Genomic DNA, 20,599 nt, shown 5'->3' with positions numbered 1-20,599 from the left:
CCGCCACCGCCGCCCGGCACCTCACTGCAGGTGTCGGGCGGCGGTGCGTCGGAGGCCCGGGACGAGCGTGGCCGGAAGCCGTCTGCGGCCGTATGTTCGGACGGGCCGACAGCCACCGCACCACTGCCGATAGGCTGGGCGGATGACGCGAGCCGAGCAGCCAACGGTCGTGAGCCCCACCTCCGACACACTTGCCGCAGACTCACGCGAGCGCGCCGTACGAGCCCTGTTGCGTGTTCCCCCGCTGAAGCGGTTGTGGAGCGCCCAGCTCGTCGGCGGTATCGGCGATGCACTCGCCCTTCTCGTGCTGGTGCTGCTGTCGCTGCAAGCGGCGGTCCTTGAGGGCTCATTCGGGGCCGGATACCGCGGGGTGGCCTTCGCCGTCGCCGCCGTGTTCGGCGTCCGGATCCTTTCCACCCTGCTCTTCGGAGCCGTACTCCTGGGGCCCCTGACCTCGCTCACGGTGCCCGGCGGCAAGCTGGACCGGCGATGGCTGATGATCGGGGTCGACGGGCTGCGCCTGGTGCTCCTGGTCATCGCCCCGCTGTGGATCGACTGGATGCCCGACAAGGCGCTCATGATGGTCCTCATCACCGTCTTCGTGACCGGCGCGGCCGAGCGCCTGTGGGCCGTGGCCAAGGAGAGCGCCGCCCCGGCACTGCTCCCCGCCCCGCCCCTCGAAGGCGCCGCGGTACGCCCGCTGCCCGACCACCACGACGCCCTGCGCAGGCTGTCCCTCCGTACGAACTTCCTCGCGCTGCCCGCTGCCGCGGCGGTCCTGCTGGCCGCCACGCTGGTCGGCAACCTCCTCGGCTCGGGTCTGGAGTGGTTCTCCTTCCACCAGGCGGCCCTGGGGTCGTATGTCGCGGCCGGACTCTTCTCCGCCTCCATCTCCGCCCTGTACTTCCTGGAGTTCCCGGCCACCCAGACGCCCCGGCCGCGCTCCCCGCTGGAGGGCCTGCGCCGCCCCGCCACCGGCGACGGGCCAGACAAGGGCCGCACCGGCGCCGTTCCGCTGCTGGTGGCCGCCTGCGCCGTCGTGGCCGGAGCCGTCGCCGCGGCCGCGGCCGTATCCGTACTGCACGCCTACGACCTCGGCGGCGGGCCCGTCACGTTCGCCCTGCTGATCCTCGGCCTGACCGGCGGCAGCGCCCTCGGCATCCGCACCGCGCGCCACGTCCTGCCGACCCTGTCGCGCCGCCGCCTGCTGGCGCTGGCCATCGCCGTCACCGGCCTGGCGCTCCTCGCGCTCGGCCTGGTGCCGGACACGGCGACCGGGATCGCCATCGCGCTGCTCGCCGGCTACGCCGCCGGGGTCGCCGCGAACACCGGGCACACCCTGATCGACCAGGAGACCGAAGCGTTCCGGCAGGCCCGGACGACCGAGCACCTCCAGGCCGTCGTCCGGGTGCTCGTCGCGCTCGGCGCGGTCGCGGGGCCGCTGCTGGCCGCCGCGATCGGGCAGCACCGCCTGGTCGCGGGCGACTTCGTCTTCGCCCACGGCGGGGCCGCCTTCACCCTGATGCTGCTCGGCGCGCTGCTGCTGCCCGTCGCCGCCGTCGTCCTCGCCAAGACGGACGACCGGGCGGGCGTGCCGCTGCGCCGGGATCTGAGCGAGGCGCTGCGCGGCGGCGAACCGGCCGTCGCGCCCGCCGCCACCGGCTTCTTCCTCGCCCTGGAGGGCGGCGACGGAGCGGGCAAGTCCACCCAGGTCGAGGCGCTCGCCGAGTGGATCCGGGCCAAGGGCCACGAGGTCGTCGTCACCCGCGAGCCCGGGGCCACCCCGGTCGGCAAGCGGCTGCGGTCGATCCTGCTGGACGTGTCCTCCGCCGGTCTCTCCAACCGGGCCGAGGCCCTGCTGTACGCCGCCGACCGCGCCGAGCACGTCGACTCCGTCGTCCGCCCGGCCCTGGAGCGCGGCGCGATCGTCATCTCCGACCGCTACATCGACTCGTCCGTCGCCTACCAGGGCGCGGGCCGGGACCTGGCCCCCACCGAGATCGCGCGGATCTCGCGGTGGGCGACGAGCGGCCTCGTACCGCATCTGACGGTGCTGCTGGACGTCGACCCGGCCACCGCGCGGGAGCGGTTCACGGAGGCGCCGGACCGGCTGGAGTCGGAGCCGGCCGAGTTCCACGAGCGCGTACGGTCCGGGTTCCTGACCCTGGCCGCGGCCGACCCGACGCGATACCTGGTGGTGGACGCCGGGCAGGAACCGGAGTCGATCACCACGGTCGTACGTCACCGGCTCGACCAGGTCCTCCCGCTCTCCGAGGCCGAGATCGAGGCCATCGAGGAGGCGCGGAGGGCGGCCGAGGAGGAGGCCCGGCGCAAGGCGGAGGAAGAGGCTGCCCGCAAGGCCGAGGAGGAGCGCCTGGAGAAGGAGCGCCAGGAGCAGCTCGCCCGGCTGCGCGCCGAGGAGGAGGAGCGCAAGCAGCGCGAGCTGGAGGAGGCCCGCCGCCGCGAGGCCGAACGCCAGGCGGAAGAGGCCCGGCAGCGCGCCGAGGAGGCCCGCCGCCGCGCCGAGGAGGACCGGCTCCGGCTGGAGGCCGAGGAGCGGGTCCGCGAGGCCGAGCAGGAACGTCTGCGCAAGCAGGCCGAGGAGGAGGCGCGGCTCCGCAAGGAGGCCGAGGTGCAGCGGCTGGAGAAGCAGCGCAAGGCTGAGGAAGCCCTGCTGCGCGCCGAGGAGGCCCGCCGCCGTGCCGAGGAGGAGGCGGCGGCCCGTACGTCGGCCGCGCGGGCGGAAGCCGAGCGGGTCGAGGCGGCAAGGGCTGAGGCTGCGAGGGCTGAGGCGGCTCGTGCCGCGGCTGCGCGTGCGGAGGCGGCTCGTGGGGAGGCGGCTCGTGGAGAGGCGTCTTCGCGCTCGGAGGGCTTCGGTCCGGCGGGATCGGGATCGCGGTCGGGGCCGGGGGCTGCCGGGGCTTTCGGGGCCGCTGGTGCTTCGGGTTCCTCCGGCTCCTCCGGTACTTCCACTTCGGACTCCTCCGGCCCCTCCGGTACTTCGCGCTCCGCCGGGCGGTCCGTGCCGGAGAACGAGATCACGGTGCCCACGCCGATCGTGAACCCGAACGAGATCACGCAGCCGGTGCCGACGGCCTACCCGCCCCGACCGGAGGGCGACGCACCGTCCGGCCGCCGGGCTCCCGCCGGGGAGGACGAGACGGCGATGCTGCCGCGCGTCACGGACCGGCGTCCGGACGCGGGCGCCTGGGACGCCCGGGACGCGGACGAGACGGCAGTGCTGCCGCCGGTGCGGGGGGAACAGCCCTCCGACCGGGTGCCCCAGGGCTTCTTCCGGGACGAGGGCCCTGAGCCCTCGCCCGCGGAGAGCGAGAACGAGCGCACCCGGGAGCTGCCGCAGGTCGAGGACCCGCGGGCCGCGGAGTCCTCGGACCGGAAGCGGCCGGGCCGCAAGCGCCCCCGCCCGGACTGGGCCGAAGAGACTCCGCTGGACGATCTGCCGACCCTGGCGGACGAGCTGCTCGGCGGTCATGACGACGAGGGCGACGGGGCCGCCGGAGGCCGGGGGCGCCGTCCGCGCGGCTGACCGGAACCTGTCCGGAGTCCGGCCCGTCCGCCCCTGAGGGGTGGGCGGGCCGGACTTGTCAGTGGCGTCCCCCACAATGGAATCCGACGAGGGACGGCAGACGAGGGCTGGCATCCGACGGGCGATGGCATCCGACGGGTATGCACAGGGCGCTGCCGCCGCACGTCTCCGCACCACCCGCACGACACCACCGGAAGGGCGGTGACCCATGACCGTATGGGACGACCTGGTCGGACAGGACCGAGTGAGGGAACAGCTCGCCGCTGCCGCCAGGGACGCCGATGCGTTGGTCACGGCCGTCTCCGACGGTGAGGCGCTGGAGCAGGGCTCGAAGATGACCCATGCCTGGCTGTTCACCGGACCACCGGGTTCCGGGCGGTCCACCGCCGCCCGGGCCTTCGCCGCCGCGCTCCAGTGCACCAGCCCGGACCGGGCGCTGGGCGGAGAGCCCGGCTGCGGGTTCTGCGACGGCTGCCACACGAGCCTGATCGGTACGCACGCCGACGTCCAGGTGATCCGTACGGACCTGCTCTCGATCGGAGTGAAGGAGACCCGCGACCTGGTCCGCCGGGCCCAGCTCTCCCCGGCGGTCGGCCGGTGGCAGGTCATCGTCATGGAGGACGCCGACCGCCTCACCGAGGGCGCGGGCAACGTCCTGCTGAAGGCGGTCGAGGAGCCCGCGCCGCGCACGGTCTGGATGCTGTGTGCCCCTTCCCTCGAAGACGTCCTGCCCACGATCCGTTCCCGCTGCCGTCATCTGACCCTGAGCACCCCGCCGGTGGAGGCCGTGGCCGACGTCCTGATCCGCCGCGACGGCGTCGATCCGGCCCGGGCCCACTCCGCGGCCCGGGCCACCCAGGGGCACATCGGCCGGGCCCGCCGACTGGCCACGGACGAGCGGGCGCGGGCGCGGCGGGCCGCGGTGCTCAAGGTCCCGCTGCGGATCGCCGACGTGGGCGGCTGCCTCAAGGCGGCCCAGGAGCTGATCGACACGGCCACCGACGACGCCAAGCAGCTGGCTGAGGAGGTGGACGGCAAGGAGGCCGAGGACCTGAAGGCGGCGCTCGGCGGGGTGGCCGGGGGGCGGATGCCGCGCGGTACGGCGGGGGCGATGAAGGAGCTGGAGGACAAGCAGAAGCGCCGCAAGACGCGTACGCAGCGCGACAGCCTCGACCTGGCCCTCACCGAGCTCACCGGGTTCTACCGCGATGTGCTGGCGCTCCAGTTCGGTTCGAGGCTGGCGATCGCCAACGCGGATGTGCAGGACTCCCTGGAACGGATCGCGGAGTCCTCCACGCCCGCGCAGACGCTGCGCAGGATCGAGGCGGTGACCGCCTGCCGGGAGGCGATGGACCGCAATGTGGCGCCGCTGCTGGCGGTGGAGGCGATGACGATGGCGCTGCGGGCGGGCTGAGACGACGATCAGGACGGGTCCCTGTTCACCCGAATGAGCAGGGAATCGGACGACTCGTCACCTGCCGGATACGCTCCCAGGATGGAAACCAGGCGCCTGCTCCGCACCTTCGCCATCGGGATCGGCACTGCCGGCCTCCTCCTCTCCGGCTGTAGCGGCGGAGGCTCGTCGCCCAGCGCATCGGCCACCGGCACCGCGGCCCCCGAGGAGCTGTCGTCGTACTACACGCAGAAGCTGAGCTGGCGCGACTGCGGGGTGGAGGGGTTCGAGTGCACGACGATGAAAGCGCCGAGGGACTACGAGAAGCCGGACGACGGCGACATCGGCCTCGCCGTCTCCCGTAAGAAGGCCACCGGCCCCGGCGAGCGGATCGGCTCCCTGCTGGTGAACCCGGGCGGCCCCGGCGGCTCCGCGATCGGCTATCTCCAGGGGTACGCGGCACTCGGCTACCCGGCTCCGGTCCGGGCCCGCTACGACATGGTGGCCATCGACCCGCGCGGCGTGGCCCGCAGCGAACCGGTGGAGTGCCTGACGGGCAAGGAGATGGACGCCTACACCCAGGTGGACCAGACACCGGACGACGAGGCGGAGGTCCAGGAGCTCAAGGGGGCCTTCGAGACGTTCGCGGCGGGCTGCGAGAAGCGGAGCGGCGAGATCCTCCCGTACGTCTCCACCGTCGACACGGCCCGGGACATGGACATCCTGCGGGGCCTGCTCGGGGACGAGAAGCTGCACTACGTCGGCGCCTCGTACGGGACCTTCCTGGGCGCCACGTACGCGGAACTCTTCCCGGACCGGGCCGGGCGGCTCGTCCTGGACGGGGCGATGGACCCGTCCCTCAAGGCCATCGACATGAACCGCGACCAGACCGCGGGCTTCGAGGGGGCCTTCCAGTCCTTCGCCGCCGACTGTGTCAAGCAGCCGGACTGCCCGCTGGGCACCACGACGACGGCCGACGCGGCGACCGCGCTGAAGCAGCTCTTCACGGACCTGGACGCCAAGCCGATCCCGACCGGCGACGACCGCGAGCTCGGCGAGTCCCTGGCGACGACCGGGGTGATCGCCGCCATGTACGACGAGGCGGCCTGGCCCCAGCTCCGCGAGGCCCTGGAAGGCGCACAGCGCAGCGACGGCTCGGGCCTCCTCTCGCTGGCCGACAGCTATTACGAGCGCGAGCCGGACGGGAAGTACGCGAACCTGATGTTCGCCAACGCCGCCGTGAACTGCCTCGACCTCCCGCCCGCCTTTGACGGCCCCGACGCCGTGGAGAAGGCCGTCCCGGGCTTCGAGAAGGCCTCCCCGGTCTTCGGCCGAGGCTTCGCCTGGGCCTCCCTGAACTGCGCCTACTGGCCGACGAAGGCCACCGGCACCCCTCACCGCACCGAGGCGAAGGGCGCCGACCCGATCGTCGTCGTCGGCACCACCCGCGACCCGGCCACCCCGTACAAGTGGTCCGAATCCCTCGCCGACCAGCTCTCCTCCGGCACCCTGCTCACCTACGACGGCGACGGCCACACCGCGTACGGCCGGGGCAGCGACTGCATCGACACGGCGATCAACACGTACCTCCTGGACGGCACCCCGCCCACGGACGGCAAGAAGTGCACCTGACCCCCTGACGGGTCCGGCCCCGTCCCGTCCCGCCCCATCCTGACCTGCGTAAACACCTCCGGGGGTGCCCGGTGCGGAGCACCCCCGGAAACTGTGTAGACTTGGCTCCGCTGCTGATCGCACCATGGTGCGACGGGGCGCGCCGCCTTAGCTCAGTTGGCCAGAGCAACGCACTCGTAATGCGTAGGTCTCGGGTTCGAATCCCGAAGGCGGCTCGGATTGACCCCAGGACTCACTCGCCGTGACCTGGGGTTTTTTCTTTTCCTTTGCCATGTGAGCAGTGGCGGCTCAGTACGAGAACCGTTGCTGAGGGTCGCCGGTGGACAATCGGTGGACACGCGTGCAGTGGGTGTGCTGGACGGTGGACGGGCGAGCGTGCGGGAAGCGGGCCATCGAGCCGGTGAAGGTAGGGCTGGATGACGGTGCGCTTTGAGTCACCGACGGCGTGGTGGTTGGGGGGGGGTCCCACAAGTGAAGTTCCCCGTGATCTCGGACACGTAATCGTTGTGCCGCGAGGGTGTGCTGGTGCCGCTGCCGGGTTTCGGCCGGGGTGAGGTAGCCGAAGACCTTGTGTCCGCGTAGGCGGCGGCGGTTGTGGAACGTCTCGATGAAGTCGAAGGCGCCGGCTCGTGCGGTGGCCCGGTCGGGCCGGACACGGGTGCCGATCTCTTCTTTGAGCGGGGCCCAGAAACTCCCTGCGGCGGCGTTGTCGGAACAAGATCCGGTGCGCCCGGAGCCCTGCCGAAGACCCAACTGTCGTATTCGAGCGTGGAATCGGGCCGAGGTGTACTGGAGCCGTAGGCCGCGTAACCAGACCCGCCCGGCCCGCAGACCGTCGGGGACGGCCGCGCCGAACCCTCCCACGACGGTCACGCGCCGCCCGCCTCCCGGTAGGCCGCTCCGAGCGCCACCAGGCTCCGGCCCAGGTCGGCGCAGTTCACCGAGGCGTAGCTGACCACGAGGGCCGGGGGGCGGGTGGTGTCCGCCAGGGTGTAGAAGCCGCCGCCGCGGACCAGGACCGAGCGGGCGCGGGCCGCGCGGACCAGGGCCTGTTCGTCCACGTGCGGCGGGAGCTGGAGATATGCCTGGAGGCCGCTGTCCCGGCCGAGGAGGTGGGCGCCGGGCAGGTGGGCCGCGACATAGCGCCGGATGACTCCTCTGCGTTTGTGGAACTCCGTGCGCATCTTGCGCTGGTGACGGTCGAGGGCGCCGGTGTCCACGAACCGGGCGAGGGCGAGCTGTTCGATGCCGGAACAGCCGATGTCCCAGCCCGCCCTGACGTGCTCGACCGACGCCATCAGCTCCGAGGGGGCGGCCAGCCAGCCGAGGCGCAGGGCGGGAGCGAGGATCTTGCTCGCGCTGCCCGCGTAGACCACCCGCTCGGGGGCCAGGCTCTGGAGCGCGGGCACGCGGTCGGAGCGGTGCAGGAAGGCGCTGTCGAAGTCGTCCTCCAGGATGTAGCCGTCCACCCGGCGCGCCCAGTCGATGAGCCGTCGGCGGCGGGCCTCGCTGAGCCGGGAGCCGGTCGGGAAGTGGTTGGCGGGCGTCATGAGCACGGCGCGTACGCCGCTGCGCTCCAGGAGGTCCACGCGCAGGCCGTCCTTGTCGACCGGTATGCCCACCGGACGCAGCCCCGAGCTGGTGACGAACTCGCGCTCGCCCGGGTGCCCGGGGTCCTCCACGCCCAGCACCCCGTGGCCCCGGTTGATGAGCACGTTGCAGATGAGGGCGAGGCCCTGGGCGAAGCCCGCGGTCAGCATGAGGTCCTCGGGGCGCGTCCGCACGCCCCGGACCCGTCCGAGGTAGCCGGTCAGGACGTGCCTGGTCAGCGGCACGCCGGACGGTGGCGCGTAGCTCAGCTCCTGGCGGCCCGCGTTGTTGACCACGGCGGTGACGCAGCGGATCCAGTCCTGGCGGGGGAAGGCCGCGATGTCCGAGGTGCCGGTGCGCAGGTCCCACATCGATCCGGCGGCGTCGCTGTCGCGGTCGGGCGACACGAGCGTGGGGACCGCCTGGGAAGTGGGCGGCTCCGCGACGGTGGTACCGGAGCCGCGCTTCGCCAGGAGGTACCCCTCGGCGGTGAGCTGCTCGTACGCCTCCACGATGATGCTGCGGGAGACCCCGAGATCCTGGGCCAACTGGCGCGTCGAGGGGATGCGGGTGCCAGGGCGCAGGGTGCCGTTCTCCACCGAACGGCGGAGTGAGTCACGTACTTGTACGGCCAGCGGGAGCCGCGACGTCCGGTCCAGGCTGAGTGCGAGCTGCCACGACAAGTGGTCTTCTCTCTGACGGTCGAAGTGGTATGGCCAGGCATTCTGACATCTGATGAAGTCGTTCCGCACACAACATTCGCCGCTCCGGGGGGAACTGGGGCGGTCAGTGGTGGCACGGGGGGACCGGTGCGAGCCGGTCATGCGGGACATGCGACATCCAGCCCGACTGCTCGCTGCGCACGTAAGCGTTGCATCCTCCGAGCCCCGATGGTCCGTCGGACCAGAAAGGCTCTTGCTGTGTCTTTGTTGTCAGAATTGACCGTGCCCGGATCCGGCGGTGTGCCGGATCCGGAGCGGCGGGCCGGGGAGCCCGCGCATGCGGGGGGCGTACGGGTCCGGGTGATCTCCACCGAGCTGCCCGCCACCGATCCGCTCCGGCTGTACGAGGCCCTGCTCCGTACCCGTGAACAGGACGACGCCTATCTCTTCGAGTCTCTGGACGGGCCCGACCAGGACCGGCACTACGCCGCCGTGGGCTATGGACGCCTCGCGGAGCTGCGGGTCCACGCCGACCGGGTCGAGTTCGAGGCGGCCGGGGAGCTGGGGGTGGCGCTGGCCTCGGCTCTCACCAGGGCCGTCGGCGCCGTGCGGAGCGAGCACGGCGACCTGCGGCAGTGGGCGGCGCGCGGTTCCGAGGACGTGTGGCGCATGCTGCGCGCGCTACAGGGCGCCTTCGTGCTGGACACCGAGGTACCCACCGGCACCTTCGCCTTCGGCTTCCTGACCACGCTGTCGTACGAGGCGGCCTGGCTCATGGAGGAGCTACCCGAGCAGCGGGCGGCGGCAGATCAGCCGCGCTGCACGCTCACTCTGTTCCGCAACACGGTCTGGTACGACGTGCGTACTGGCGGGGCCGTCCATCTGACCGCGCACGGCGCGCAGTTGCCCCCGGACACCGGACGCCCGCTGTGGGAGGCGCTGACCGAGGTGGCGGGCGAGGAGCCGGTGGCCGCCCCGGTGCCCGAGGCGCCCGCGCCCCTGTTCGTGCGGGACAGCGTGGACCGGGAGACGTTTCTCGCGCGCGCCGAGCGGTGCCTCGGCCACATCGGCGTGGGCGACAGCTATCAGATCCAGATCGGCCACCGCATCGACGTCGGTACGGAGCTGACGCCGCTCCAGGTCTATCAGCGGCTGCGGCACCGCAACCCGTCGCCGTACATGTACCTGGTGCCGTGGGCGGGCCGGACGGTGATCGGCGCGAGCCCCGAGTTGTTCGTGCGCGTGCAGGACGGCGACATCTCCATGCGGCCCATCGCGGGCACCGCGCCGCGCGCCGCCGATCCGGCCGAGGACGCCCGTCTGGTGGCCGGGCTGCGGGAGAGCGCCAAGGAGCAGGCCGAGCACGTGATGCTCGTCGACCTGTGCCGCAACGACATTGGCCGGGTCTGCGTGCCCGGCACCCTGAGCGTGGACTCGATGATGGAGGTCGAGCCCTTCGCCTACGTCCACCACCTGGTCTCGACCGTGTCGGGCCGGGTCAGGGAGGGTACGGACGTGTGGGCGTCGATCTGCGCGACGTTCCCCGCCGGGACCATGACCGGGGCGCCGAAACTGCGTGCCATGGAGATCATCAGCGAGATCGAGGGCAGCCCCAGGGGCATCTACGCCGGGGCGCTCGGCCTGGTCGACGTGCGCGGTTTCACGGTGCTCGCGCTGTGCATCAGGACCGCCGTCCACGACGGGGAGCACTACAGCACGCAGGCGTCGGCCGGGGTGGTCGCCGACTCGGAGCCCGCCGCCGAGTGGCGCGAGACGCTGGCCAAGATGAGCGCCACGTACTGGGCGCTGACCGGAGAGGAACTGTTGAAGTGAGGGTCCTGCTGGTCGACGCGTTCGACAGCTTCAGCCACATCATCGACCAGTACCTCCGCACGCTGGGGGCCGAGACGGAGGTGGTGCGCTCCCGCACCCGTACCGTCGGCGAACTGGTCGGCTCGGCGCCCGACGCCGTGGTCCTGGGCCCCGGCCCCGGGCATCCGGCCGACTCCGGGCACGTCGAGCTGGTGCACGCCTTCGCCGGGCGGGTGCCGCTGCTCGGCGTCTGCCTGGGCCACCAGGCGATCGGCCTGGCGTACGGGGCCGAGATCGCCGTCGCCAGGCATCTGATGCACGGCAAGACGAGCCCGGTCGAGCACGACGGACGCGGGGTGTTCGCGGGCGCCGCGACGCCGCTGGACGTCACCAGGTACCACTCACTGATCGTCTCGCCGCCGCCGCCGCCGGAGCTGGCGGTTACCGCGACCTCGCTCGACGACGGCTATGTCATGGGGCTGCGGCACCGGACGCTCGCCGTCGAAGGGGTGCAGTTCCACCCGGAGAGCGTGACGACCCACGACGGTCTTCGGCTCTTCGAGAACTTCCTTGCGGAGGCCCGCGACGTGCGCCCCACGCCCGCGGTGCTCGCCCGCTGACCGGGCGGCACGGCACGGGGAGGGGGCAGCAGAGCATGAATTCGGGGGATGAAATGCAGCATCACGAGGAGCCGTTGGCGGTGGTGACCGGTGCCGCGGGAGGCATCGGCCGGGCCATCACGGCGGAACTGGCGAGAACCGGGCACCGCGTGCTCGCCGTCGACGTCACCGACGACGCCGACCCGGCCGCGCACGCGACGCTCACCGCCGACCTCGGTGCGCCGGAAGCGGCCGAGGAGGTGTTCCGGGGGATCGAGGACCGGTACGGACTGCCCGGGGTCCTGATCAACAACGCGGGGATCTACGAGGCCAGGGACTTCCTGGACTACGACGCGGCGAGCTACCGCCGGGTCTTCGACGTCAACGCCGGTGCCGCCTTCTTCTGCACCCAGTCGCTGACCCGCCGCCTCATCGCCGCCGGGCGTCCGGGCAGCATCGTCAACGTCGCCTCCATCAGCGGCCAGAGCGGCAGCCCCGACGCGGCGTACGGCGCGTCCAAGGGCGCCGTGATCGCACTGACCCGCGGGCTCGGGCAGTCGCTCGCCCCGCACCGCATCCGCGTCAACGCCGTCGCGCCCGGCCTGATCGACACCCCGATGGCGGCCCGTATCCCGGCCGACCGGGTGGCCGACTACCGCGCGCGCATCCCGCAGGGGCGGTTCGGCGACCCGGCCGAGGTGGCCGCCGCCGTGTGCTGGCTCGCGGGTCCCGCAGCCGGATATGTCACCGGGAGCGTGCTCGACGTCAACGGCGGCCTGCACTGAGGCAGGCGGCACGGCACCACCGCCCGTAGCGGCACCCTGCCCGCAACGGCACCCCTGCCCGCAACGGCACGACCGCCGGGAGCGGCACCCCCGGCCCACCACCACGCCTTCACGCGCGTCCACGCGCCGGAGCGGCCGCACGCCGCCTCCTTCCGGCCTGCGCGCTCTTCCTTCCTTCCTTCCTTCCGAGAGGACCCATCGCCCATGTGGCTGCCCACGAACGGCCCCGCGGCCGACTTCACCGCCCGCTACCTCGCACTCCACCAGGCCTTCTACGCCCGCACGCTGAGCGAGCGCGACCTCGACGACTGGCGCGCCCGCCAGCTCCGTACCGTGCTCGAACAGGTCAGTACCGGCTCGCCGTTCTACGCGGCTCTCCTGAAGGACGTCGACCTCGGCTCGGTCACGCCCGGCAATCTTGAGGCGCTGCCCTTCACCACCAAGGCCCAGTTGCGCGAGGAGATGCTCGACGTCCTCAGCAGGCCGCTCACCGACGCCCTCTTTTTCTACGAGACCACCGGCACCACCGGCGCGGCGACCCCCTGTCCCCGCGACGGGCGCGAGATCGTCGCGAGCAACGCCCACATCAGCGAGTCCTGGTCGTCCATCTTCCGGCACCACTTCGGCGACCATGCCCCCCGCATCGGCCTGATGGGCCCGACCGAGGTGCACTCCTTCGGCGACACGCTCGGGGACATCGCCCGCAACGTCGGCTCGCTCAACGCCAAGATCTGGCCCTACTCCCCGGTCATCGGCTTCCCCAAGGCCCTCCAGCTCATGAAGGACCTGGAGCTCGAAGTCGTCTGCTGCACCCCGGGCGTCGCCCTCACCCTCGCCAAGGCCGCCGAGCACTACGGCTACGACCTGCGCCGCGACTTCTCCGTGCAGCTGCTGCTCGTCACCGGCGAGATGTGCACCCCGGCGCTGGCGCACAACCTGGAGACGGTCTGGGGCGCCGACGTCTACAACATCCTGTACGGATCGCAGGAGGCCTTCGTCATGGCGACGGCCTGCCGTAACAAGCGCATGCACCTCTCGCAGACCAACTACCTCATCGAGGTGGTGGACCCCGAGACCGGCGAGTCCCACGGGCCGCGCGGCAGCGGCGAGCTGACCGTGACGATGCTGATCGACGGCGTGAAGCCGCTGGTCCGATACCGCACTGGGGACGCCGTGGTGATCGAGGAGCCGGACTGCGACTGCGAGATGCCGGGCGATCTCGTACGGATCGTCGGCCGCACCCTGGACCGCCTCGAACTGGGCGGCAGGCGCTTCACCGCCGGGCAGATCGAGACGGCCGTCATGACCGGGGTCACGGGGTCCGCCGGATACCAGGTGGTGATCGAGCGCGACGACGCGGGACAGGACCGGCTGACCGTCCGGCTCGAACTGCTCAAAGGCCTCGTCGAGGACGCCGCCGCGCTCGCCGATGCCGTACGGGCGCGGGCCGCCGAGGCGCTCGGGGTGCCCGTGACCGTCGAGCTCAGCGACGGGCTCGACCCCATCGTCAGCACCGGCGCCTTCGTGAGCTGGAAGGCCGCCCGCATCGTGGACCGGCGCAGCACGCCCGACCACGAGTCCCGGGTGGCCCGGAAGATGGCGGCGAACCGTGGCTATGAGCGCTGACGCCGTGGCCCTGCCCGGGCCGCTCACCGAGGAGTACACCGCACGCTGGAGCGAGCTGACCGGGCGCTGGGCCGCGCGGCCCGGCACCGTCCTCGGCACCCTCGGCCCGGACGGCACGTCGAGCCAGCTGGTCGCCGAGTTCCTCGCCCGGCAGCACGGTCTCTCCGTCGAGCTCTTCGCCACCTTCGACGAGGTGCTCGCCAGGATCGTGGCCCGCGAGGTCGACTTCGCCCTCGTCCCCAGTGCCTACCAGGGACTCACCCGCTTCCACTGGCACCGCGACCTGCGGCTCCAGGCCTTCTTCCCGCAGGCCACCCCGGAGTACGGGATCGCCGCGCCCGCGGGCCAGGAACCGCCGGCCGACGGCGAGGGTCCCGTCACGGTCGCCGCCATGTGGGAGGTCCGCCGCATCTACGCCGAGCTGGTGCCCGCGGCGCTGGGCGACCGCGAGGTGCGCTGGGTCGACGCGGCGTCCACGCAGCACGCCGCCGAGATCGCGGCCGCGGGCGGCGCCCGGCTCGCGGTCACCAACGCCCCGGGGGTACGGGCCCACGGCCTGCGCTGGGTGGCCACCCGGCCGGGTGCGGAGATCCTCTGGACCCTCTTCGGGCACGCGGACGCCGCCGAGGTGCCCCTCACCGCCTGATGGGACTTGCCGGGTCGTAGAAACCTGGTGCCGTAGCCGCCAGCAGGTGAGCACTTACATCGCCTGAAGCACGTGAGTTCTGAGGTCGGACCGTGCCCCTGCTGGTCGGCCGGGAGGCCAGACCGCTGATGGGGTGGCGTGTCTGCCGAGTGGGGCGTGAGCCCTGGATCCATGAGGCCGTGCGCCGTGTCTTCCGCAGGTTGCGCGAGATGTGAAGTACCTGACCAGGAGAGTGCATTGCTACTGATCGGTGATGACCGGGCCGAGGACCACCACGACGTCGAGGCCCAGGACGCGACCGGCCGGAAGCTGGCCGCTGCGCGGCTGCCCGAGGGCGTGGACGGCGTCGCCAAGCTCCATGAGCTGGTTGCGAAGCACGGTGGCGAGGACCTTGAGCCGGCCGACGTGATCGTGGGGATCGAGACCGACCGCGGCCCTTGGGTGCAGGCCCTGATCGCCGTCGGCTGCCAGGTCTACGCCATCAACCCCCGGCAGGTCGCCCGCTTCAAGGAGCGGTACGGCACCTCCGGCGCCAAGAGCGACGCGCACGCGCTGGCCGACATGGTGCGTATCGACCGCGACCAGCTCCGACCGGTGGCCGGGGACAGCGAACAGGCCCAGGCCGTCCGGGTCGTCGCCCGCGCCCACCAGGCGCTGGTCTGGGAACGCACCCGCACCTTCCAGCGGCTGCGCACCACACTGCGCGAGTACTTCCCCGCCGCCCTGACGGCCCACGCCGACCTGACGCTGACCGCTACGGACGCACTGGAGCTGCTGGTCAAGGAGCCCACGCCGGCTGCGGCGGCGAAGCCGACCCGCCCGCAGATCACTGCCGTCCTGGCCCGGCACCGCCGGCACAACAGGAGCGCGAGAGCGACCACGATCCAGGCCGCGCTGCGCGAGCGGCACCTGGGCCTGCCCGAGCCGGTCACCGCCGCCTACGCGGCCACCGCGACCGCACACGCCAGAGTGCTCATCGCCCTGAACGAACAGACAGCCGAGTTGGAAGGGCAGGTGAAGGCCTATTTTCGAGCGCACCCGGACGCTGAGATCTACCTCTCGCTGCCCGGCATCGCGGAGATCACCGGCGCCCGGGTGCTCGCCGAGTTCGGAGGCGACCCCACCTGCTACGCGTCCGCCAAGGCGCACAAGAACTACGCCGGCACCAGCCCCATCACCCGAGCCTCCGGCAGGAGCCACACCGTCCAGGCCCGCTTCGTGCGCAACAACCGGATCGCCGACGCCCCGCAGACCCAGGCGTTCTCCGCCCTGCGGGCCTCACCCGGCACCCGCCGCTACTACGACCAGCAACGCGCCCGCGAGGCCGGCTACAACCCCTCCCTGCGCCAGCTCGGCAACCGCCTCGTCGGCGTCCTCCACGGATGCCTCAAGACCCGCACCCTCTACGACGAAGCGACCGCCTGGCAGCACCACACCCACACCCCTGCCGCCTGACCTCGAACGGCATGGGGTGTCTGACCGGCCGCGTACGTCCCACGACTTCGAACCACTCCGTCCGAACTGGAGATTCCCGACGTGTCCCGCAAGACCCTGCTCCACCGTGCCACCGTCCAGGAGGGCCTGGGCAAGGCCTCCCTGCCGCACCACAGCGTGCTGATCGACGGCGACCGCATCGAGGCGGTCATGCCCGAGGGCCTGGCCCCCGTCCACGCGCCGGACGTCGACGTCCTCGACCTGGCGGGCCGCACCGTCATGCCCGGCATGACGCTCGGGCACACCCACATCGCCTACCTCGACGTCCTCGACGGCCGCGAGATGCTCTTCAAGTACTCCATTCCCGAGGTCACCCTCGGCGCCGCAGCGAACACCGCCAACCTCCTGGGCCTCGGCTACACCGGCTTCGTCGGCGCGGGCTCGGTCTCCGGCATCGACATGGCCCTGCGCAGGGCCGTCGACTCCGGGCGGCTGCGAGGCCCCCGGATCACTCCGTGCAGCCGGGACCTGATGGTGTCGGGGCCGCCCGAGCGCCGCAACTCCGATGTCAAGAAGCGCATCCCGTCCGATCTGATGCGGCTTGCCGACACCCCCGAGGAGATGGCCGAGTACGTCGCCGGGGAGATCGCCCAGGGCGCGGAGATCGTGAAGGTCTTCTCCTCCGGCGACGACACCTTCCCCAACGGCCGGTCCCACGAACTCCTCTTCACCGCCGAGGAACTGGTCGTCGCCGCCCGTACGGCGCACGAACACGGCGCCAAGGTGCGGGCCCACTCGCGCGGCCTCGGAGGCATCCGCAACGCCATCGCCGCCGGGGTCGACGTCATCGACCACGCGACCTACGCCGACGACGCGGCGCTCGACGCCATCGCCGAACGCGGGATCTTCGTCGTGCCGAGCCTCTACCAGCCGCACATGCTGCTCACCACCGGCACCGAGCACGGCAAGACCCCCGAGTACCTGGAGACGCTGGAGTTCGAGGCGGAGGTGGAGAACACGCTGCGCATCCTGCCGCTCATGGCGGAGATGGGCATCCCGGTCGTGGCGGGCGACGACTTCGGCTTCGCCTGGACCCCGCACGGCACCTACGCCAAGGAGTTGGAGCTGTACGTGACGATGGCGGGCATCCCCGCTCCCACCGTCCTGACCTGGGCCACGGCCAACGGCGCGCGCCTCGCGGGCCGTGGCGGGACGGCCGGGACCGTACAGCCGGGCCGCCTCGCCGACCTGGTGGTGACCGACGGCGACCCCGCCGAGGACATCACCGTGCTCAGCCGTCCCGGCGCCATCGAACTGGTGCTGCTCGGCGGCGTTGCCGTCGCGGGCGGCACCGCCTCCTTCCTCTCCTCCGTCACCTCAGGAGCCGCGTGATGTCCCGCACGAAGCCCTCGCTGCCCGTGCTGTCCGTCCTTGCCGTCGGCGCCTTCGCCATCGGCACCGACACCTTCGTGGTGGCCGGAGTGCTGCCCGAGGTGGCCGGAGACCTGTCGGCGACCCTCACCGACGCCGGCTGGGTGAGCACCCTCTTCGCCCTCACCTACGCCGTCCTCGCGCCGGTGCTCGGCGCGCTCACCGGACGCCTGGAACGCCGTACCGTCCTGGTGATCTCGCTGCTCGTCTTCGCCCTCGGCAACGCCGCGTCCGCGCTCGCCCCCGGCCTCGGCGCGCTGCTCGCGGCCCGGGTCGCCACCGCCGCGGGCGCCGCCCTCTACATCCCGGCCGCCTCGGCGTCCGCCGCCGCGCTCTCGGCGCCCGAGCGGCGCGGGCGCGCCATGGCCGTGGTCCTCGGCGGGCTGTCCGCCGCGACGGTCGCGGGCGTGCCCTTCGGCACCTGGCTCGCCGCCGACCTGGGCTGGCGGTCCACCTTCTGGCTGCTCGCAGGGCTCGGGGTGCTGTGCGCCGCCGCCGTGGCCGGGGGCCTGCCCGAGGTTCGGCTGCCCGCCGCGCCGGGCCTCGCCGCGCGCCTTGCCCCGGCGCGGGACCCGCGGGTGCTGTTCACCGTGCTCACCACGCTGCTCTTCATGACCGGCGGCTATCTGGCGCTCACCTACATCGGTGCCGTCCTCGCCCCGGTGACCGGCGGTGACGGGGGCGAACTCGCGCTGCTCCTGCTCGTCTTCGGGGTCCTCGCCGTGGCCGGTACCACCCTCGGCGGCCGGGCCACCGACCGCTGGGGCGCGACCCCAGTCCTGCTCGCGTCGGTCGCTGGGCTCGCCGTGGTCCTCGGCACGCTGCCGCTGACCCGCGACCGGACCCTGTCCGCCGCGCTGGCCATGGCGGCCTGGGGCGTCACCGCGATGATGACCCAGCCCCCGCAGCAGTACCGGCTCTTCGCCGTCGCGCCCGCCTCGGGGCCGCTGCTGCTCTCCCTGAACTCATCGGCAACCTTCACGGGGATCTCGCTCGGCGGCTTCATCGGCGGCCGGGTGATCGCCGACGGCGGCGCGGACGAGGTGGACCTGCTGGGCCCGCTCGGCGCGGGCCTCGCGGTCCTCGCCCTGGTCACGGCGGTCATCGGCGTACGGGTGGGGCAGCGCGGCCCGGGTGCCGGGGAAGACGCCGAACCGGCCGCAGGGACCGGTGCCCCGGCCGCCGAACCCGCGGGCAAGCGGGGCTGACCGGGCGGACCGGCTCTCCGGCACCCGCCAAGTGGCCTCCCGGAATTGCCGGGAATTGGCCACAGCCGGACACCCCCGGTCTTCCTACTGTCGGACGCGTCATCAGCGGCCCCCGGATCACGGACCGACGAAACCCACGGCCACCACGCCCCCGGCCGCAGAGCCCCAGTGCCCCAGGCCGACGGACAAGAAGGACCCCTCTCCATGGACAGCACCACCCCCGGCACGGACACCCTGACCGTCACGGTCGACGCGCGGCTGACCGCGCGTGTGCCCGGCTATGTGCTCGGCCTGATCGCCGTACCGGACATCGAGGTCGTCAGGGCCGCGGCCGCCGTGGACGGCCTGCTCACCGCGGCCGAGGACGCGCTGCACGCCAGGACGCTCAGCAAGGCGGACGTCTCCGCGCTGCCCACCATCGCAGCCTGGCGCGACGCCTACCGGGCCGTCGAGGTGAACCCCAACCGCTTTCCCTGCGCCGCCGAGTCGGTACTGCGCCGGGTGGCCAAGGGGGACCGGCTGCCGCGGATCAACTCCGCCGTCGACCTGTGCAACGCGGTGTCGCTGGCCAGCGGACTGCCTGTCGCCTCCTGCGACGTGGGGGACATCGAGGGGGAACTGTCTGTGCGGCTCGCCGACGGCGACGAGACCTATCTGCCGCTCGGCGCCCCCGACGCGCCGGAGCACCCCGAGCCCGGCGAGGTCGTGTACGCCGACGGGCGGGGCCGGGCGCACTCGCGCCGGTGGAACTGGCGGCAGGGCGACGTGGTCAAGACCGGCCTCGGCCGGCACAAGCTCCTCCTCACCGTCGAGTCCGCGCACGAGGGCGGCAGGGACGACGTCGAGGAGGTGCTCGGCCGGATCACGGAAGCGCTCACCGGTCTCACCGGGAGCGTCGGGCGACCGCTGGTGCTCGACCGGTCCACGCCGTCCGGGGAGCTGTTCGGTGCCCCCTCGGCCGCACCGGTCCGCTGAGCCCGCACCTGAACCCGACCCGTACGAGGAGATCCGCATGAGCCGTTCGATCCTGGTGGTGTACCGCCCGGCCGCCGGCCGCTACACGGCGCAGTTCCGCAGTGTCGTCGAGGCCGCCGCCGAACTCGGCGTGGCGACCGTGGTGCTGCTGCCGACCGGCTGGGAGGCGCCCGAGACCAAGGGGCTGGCCTGCTACCACGCCGATCTGGACGACACGGCCGCCGTACGGGCCGCGGTCGACGGCATCCACGCCGAGCACACCATCGAGCGGATCTTCCCGCTCTTCGAGGGCGACGTGCTGCCCGCGAGCCGCAGCCGCCGCGACCACGGCATCCCGGGTCTCACCCCGGACCAGGCGCTCAACTTCCGCGACAAGAACGTCATGCACCGCAGAGCCGAGGAGCTGGGTGTGCGGGTGGCCCGCTCCTGCCGCCCCGACACGGTGACGGCGGTCGCGGAGTTCGCCGAGGAGGCGGGCTACCCGGTCGTGATCAAGCCGTACGCGGGCTGGGCCTGCGGCGACACCTACCGGGTGGACAGCCGCGATGACCTGGACCGGGTCTGGGAGGCGATGGGCGACGACCGGCACGAGTACCGGGTCGAGGAGTTCATCCGCGGCACCGAGTACCACGTCGACTCGCTGTTCCAGAACGGCGAGGTGGTCTTCGAGCAGCTCTCCCAGTACACGTACTCCGTCCTGGAGTACCTCGACGAGCCGGGCGGCACCATCTCCCGCAAGCACGGCCTGAGCGAGCGCGAACAGCGCATCCTCGATCTGAACGCCGTGGTGCTGCGCGGGTTCGGGCTGTCCACCGGTGTGGTGCACGCGGAGTTCTTCCTGCCCGACGACGGCGGCGACCCCGTCTTCGGCGAGGCGGGCGCACGCGCGGGCGGCGGCTCGATCGTCCCGGCCATCGAGGCGGGGCGCGGCATCAACCTGGCGGGCGAGTGGTGCCGCCTCGAACTCGACCCGGACCACCGGCCCGCCGCCCGGCTCGGCCCGGAGATCGGCACCGAGTACCTCGGCTCCCCGAAGTACGGGCGCATCACCGCCATCACCACACCCGAGGAGCTGACCGCGCTCGACACGGTCCTCGACGCCGATGTGTGGAAGAGCGTGGGCGACGTGCTGGCCCCGCCGACCGCATCCAACGACGTCCTCGGCTGGTACGTGTGCGAGGGCACCGACTTCGAGGACGTCCGGGCCCGCTTCAAGACCGTACGGGACGCGTTCCGTGTCGAGACCGAACGGAGCTGAC

14 protein-coding genes and 1 tRNA gene are annotated in these 20,599 nt (G+C 72.5%); 14 read left to right on the top strand and 1 reads right to left on the bottom strand.

Going from position 1 to position 20,599, the window contains the following annotated elements; genetic code table 11:
* The first annotated feature begins 142 nt into the window (after positions 1-142).
* The 4 genes from tmk to ACZ5WC_RS08500 all read left to right on the top strand — a co-directional run bounded on the left by tmk (position 143) and on the right by ACZ5WC_RS08500 (position 6,787).
* Positions 143-3,547, top strand: a complete 3,405-nt coding sequence (gene tmk, locus ACZ5WC_RS08515; RefSeq protein ID WP_468540103.1) for a dTMP kinase — start codon at positions 143-145, stop codon at positions 3,545-3,547.
* Between the two features lie 208 nt (positions 3,548-3,755).
* Entirely contained in the window at positions 3,756-4,961 is a 1,206-nt protein-coding gene (locus tag ACZ5WC_RS08510) for a DNA polymerase III subunit delta' (protein WP_468540102.1), read from the top strand.
* 81 nt (positions 4,962-5,042) lie between these two features.
* Positions 5,043-6,572, top strand: a complete 1,530-nt coding sequence (locus tag ACZ5WC_RS08505; protein ID WP_468540101.1) for an alpha/beta hydrolase — start codon at positions 5,043-5,045, stop codon at positions 6,570-6,572.
* A gap of 141 nt (positions 6,573-6,713) precedes the next feature.
* Positions 6,714-6,787, top strand: a tRNA-Thr gene (locus ACZ5WC_RS08500).
* 654 nt (positions 6,788-7,441) lie between these two features.
* On the opposite strand, the gene pdxR is transcribed toward ACZ5WC_RS08500, so the two are convergent.
* Positions 7,442-8,845: a MocR-like pyridoxine biosynthesis transcription factor PdxR gene (gene pdxR / locus ACZ5WC_RS08495; protein ID WP_468540100.1), complete on the bottom strand. Its 1,404-nt coding sequence runs from the start codon at positions 8,843-8,845 to the stop codon at positions 7,442-7,444.
* Positions 8,846-9,106: 261 nt separating this feature from the next.
* On the opposite strand from pdxR, the gene ACZ5WC_RS08490 reads away from it, so the two are divergent.
* The 10 genes from ACZ5WC_RS08490 to ACZ5WC_RS08445 all read left to right on the top strand — a co-directional run bounded on the left by ACZ5WC_RS08490 (position 9,107) and on the right by ACZ5WC_RS08445 (position 20,598).
* Complete coding sequence (locus tag ACZ5WC_RS08490) at positions 9,107-10,657, top strand: anthranilate synthase component I family protein (protein ID WP_468540533.1); 1,551 nt, start codon at positions 9,107-9,109, stop codon at positions 10,655-10,657.
* On the top strand, positions 10,654-11,256 hold the full coding sequence (locus ACZ5WC_RS08485) for an anthranilate synthase component II (protein WP_468540099.1): 603 nt from the start codon (positions 10,654-10,656) through the stop codon (positions 11,254-11,256). The genes ACZ5WC_RS08490 and ACZ5WC_RS08485 overlap by 4 nt, the downstream gene beginning before the upstream one ends.
* A 53-nt stretch (positions 11,257-11,309) precedes the next feature.
* Positions 11,310-12,020 (top strand): SDR family NAD(P)-dependent oxidoreductase, encoded by a 711-nt coding sequence (locus tag ACZ5WC_RS08480; protein ID WP_468540098.1) that lies wholly within the window; start codon positions 11,310-11,312, stop codon positions 12,018-12,020.
* 204 nt (positions 12,021-12,224) lie between these two features.
* On the top strand, positions 12,225-13,646 hold the full coding sequence (locus tag ACZ5WC_RS08475) for a phenylacetate--CoA ligase family protein (protein WP_468540097.1): 1,422 nt from the start codon (positions 12,225-12,227) through the stop codon (positions 13,644-13,646).
* Entirely contained in the window at positions 13,636-14,292 is a 657-nt protein-coding gene (locus ACZ5WC_RS08470; RefSeq protein WP_096632249.1) for a type 2 periplasmic-binding domain-containing protein, read from the top strand. The genes ACZ5WC_RS08475 and ACZ5WC_RS08470 overlap by 11 nt, the downstream gene beginning before the upstream one ends.
* 237 nt (positions 14,293-14,529) lie before the next feature.
* On the top strand, positions 14,530-15,747 hold the full coding sequence (locus tag ACZ5WC_RS08465) for an IS110 family RNA-guided transposase (protein ID WP_468540096.1): 1,218 nt from the start codon (positions 14,530-14,532) through the stop codon (positions 15,745-15,747).
* Positions 15,748-15,828: 81 nt separating this feature from the next.
* On the top strand, positions 15,829-17,118 hold the full coding sequence (locus ACZ5WC_RS08460) for an amidohydrolase family protein (RefSeq protein WP_468540095.1): 1,290 nt from the start codon (positions 15,829-15,831) through the stop codon (positions 17,116-17,118).
* Entirely contained in the window at positions 17,118-18,365 is a 1,248-nt protein-coding gene (locus ACZ5WC_RS08455) for an MFS transporter (RefSeq protein WP_468540094.1), read from the top strand. Before ACZ5WC_RS08460 ends, ACZ5WC_RS08455 begins: the two co-directional genes overlap by 1 nt.
* Before the next feature lie 204 nt (positions 18,366-18,569).
* Positions 18,570-19,340 carry a B3/B4 domain-containing protein gene (locus ACZ5WC_RS08450; RefSeq protein ID WP_468540093.1) on the top strand — a complete coding sequence of 257 codons (771 nt, stop codon included), beginning with the start codon at positions 18,570-18,572 and terminating at the stop codon, positions 19,338-19,340.
* Positions 19,341-19,377: 37 nt separating this feature from the next.
* Positions 19,378-20,598, top strand: a complete 1,221-nt coding sequence (locus ACZ5WC_RS08445; protein ID WP_468540092.1) for an ATP-grasp domain-containing protein — start codon at positions 19,378-19,380, stop codon at positions 20,596-20,598.
* Position 20,599: the final 1 nt, after the last annotated feature.

The organism is Streptomyces sp. NPDC033165, from assembly GCF_055577965.1.
Note: the sequence above shows the minus strand (reverse complement) of the source record. Positions and strands in the feature narration are given on the sequence as shown.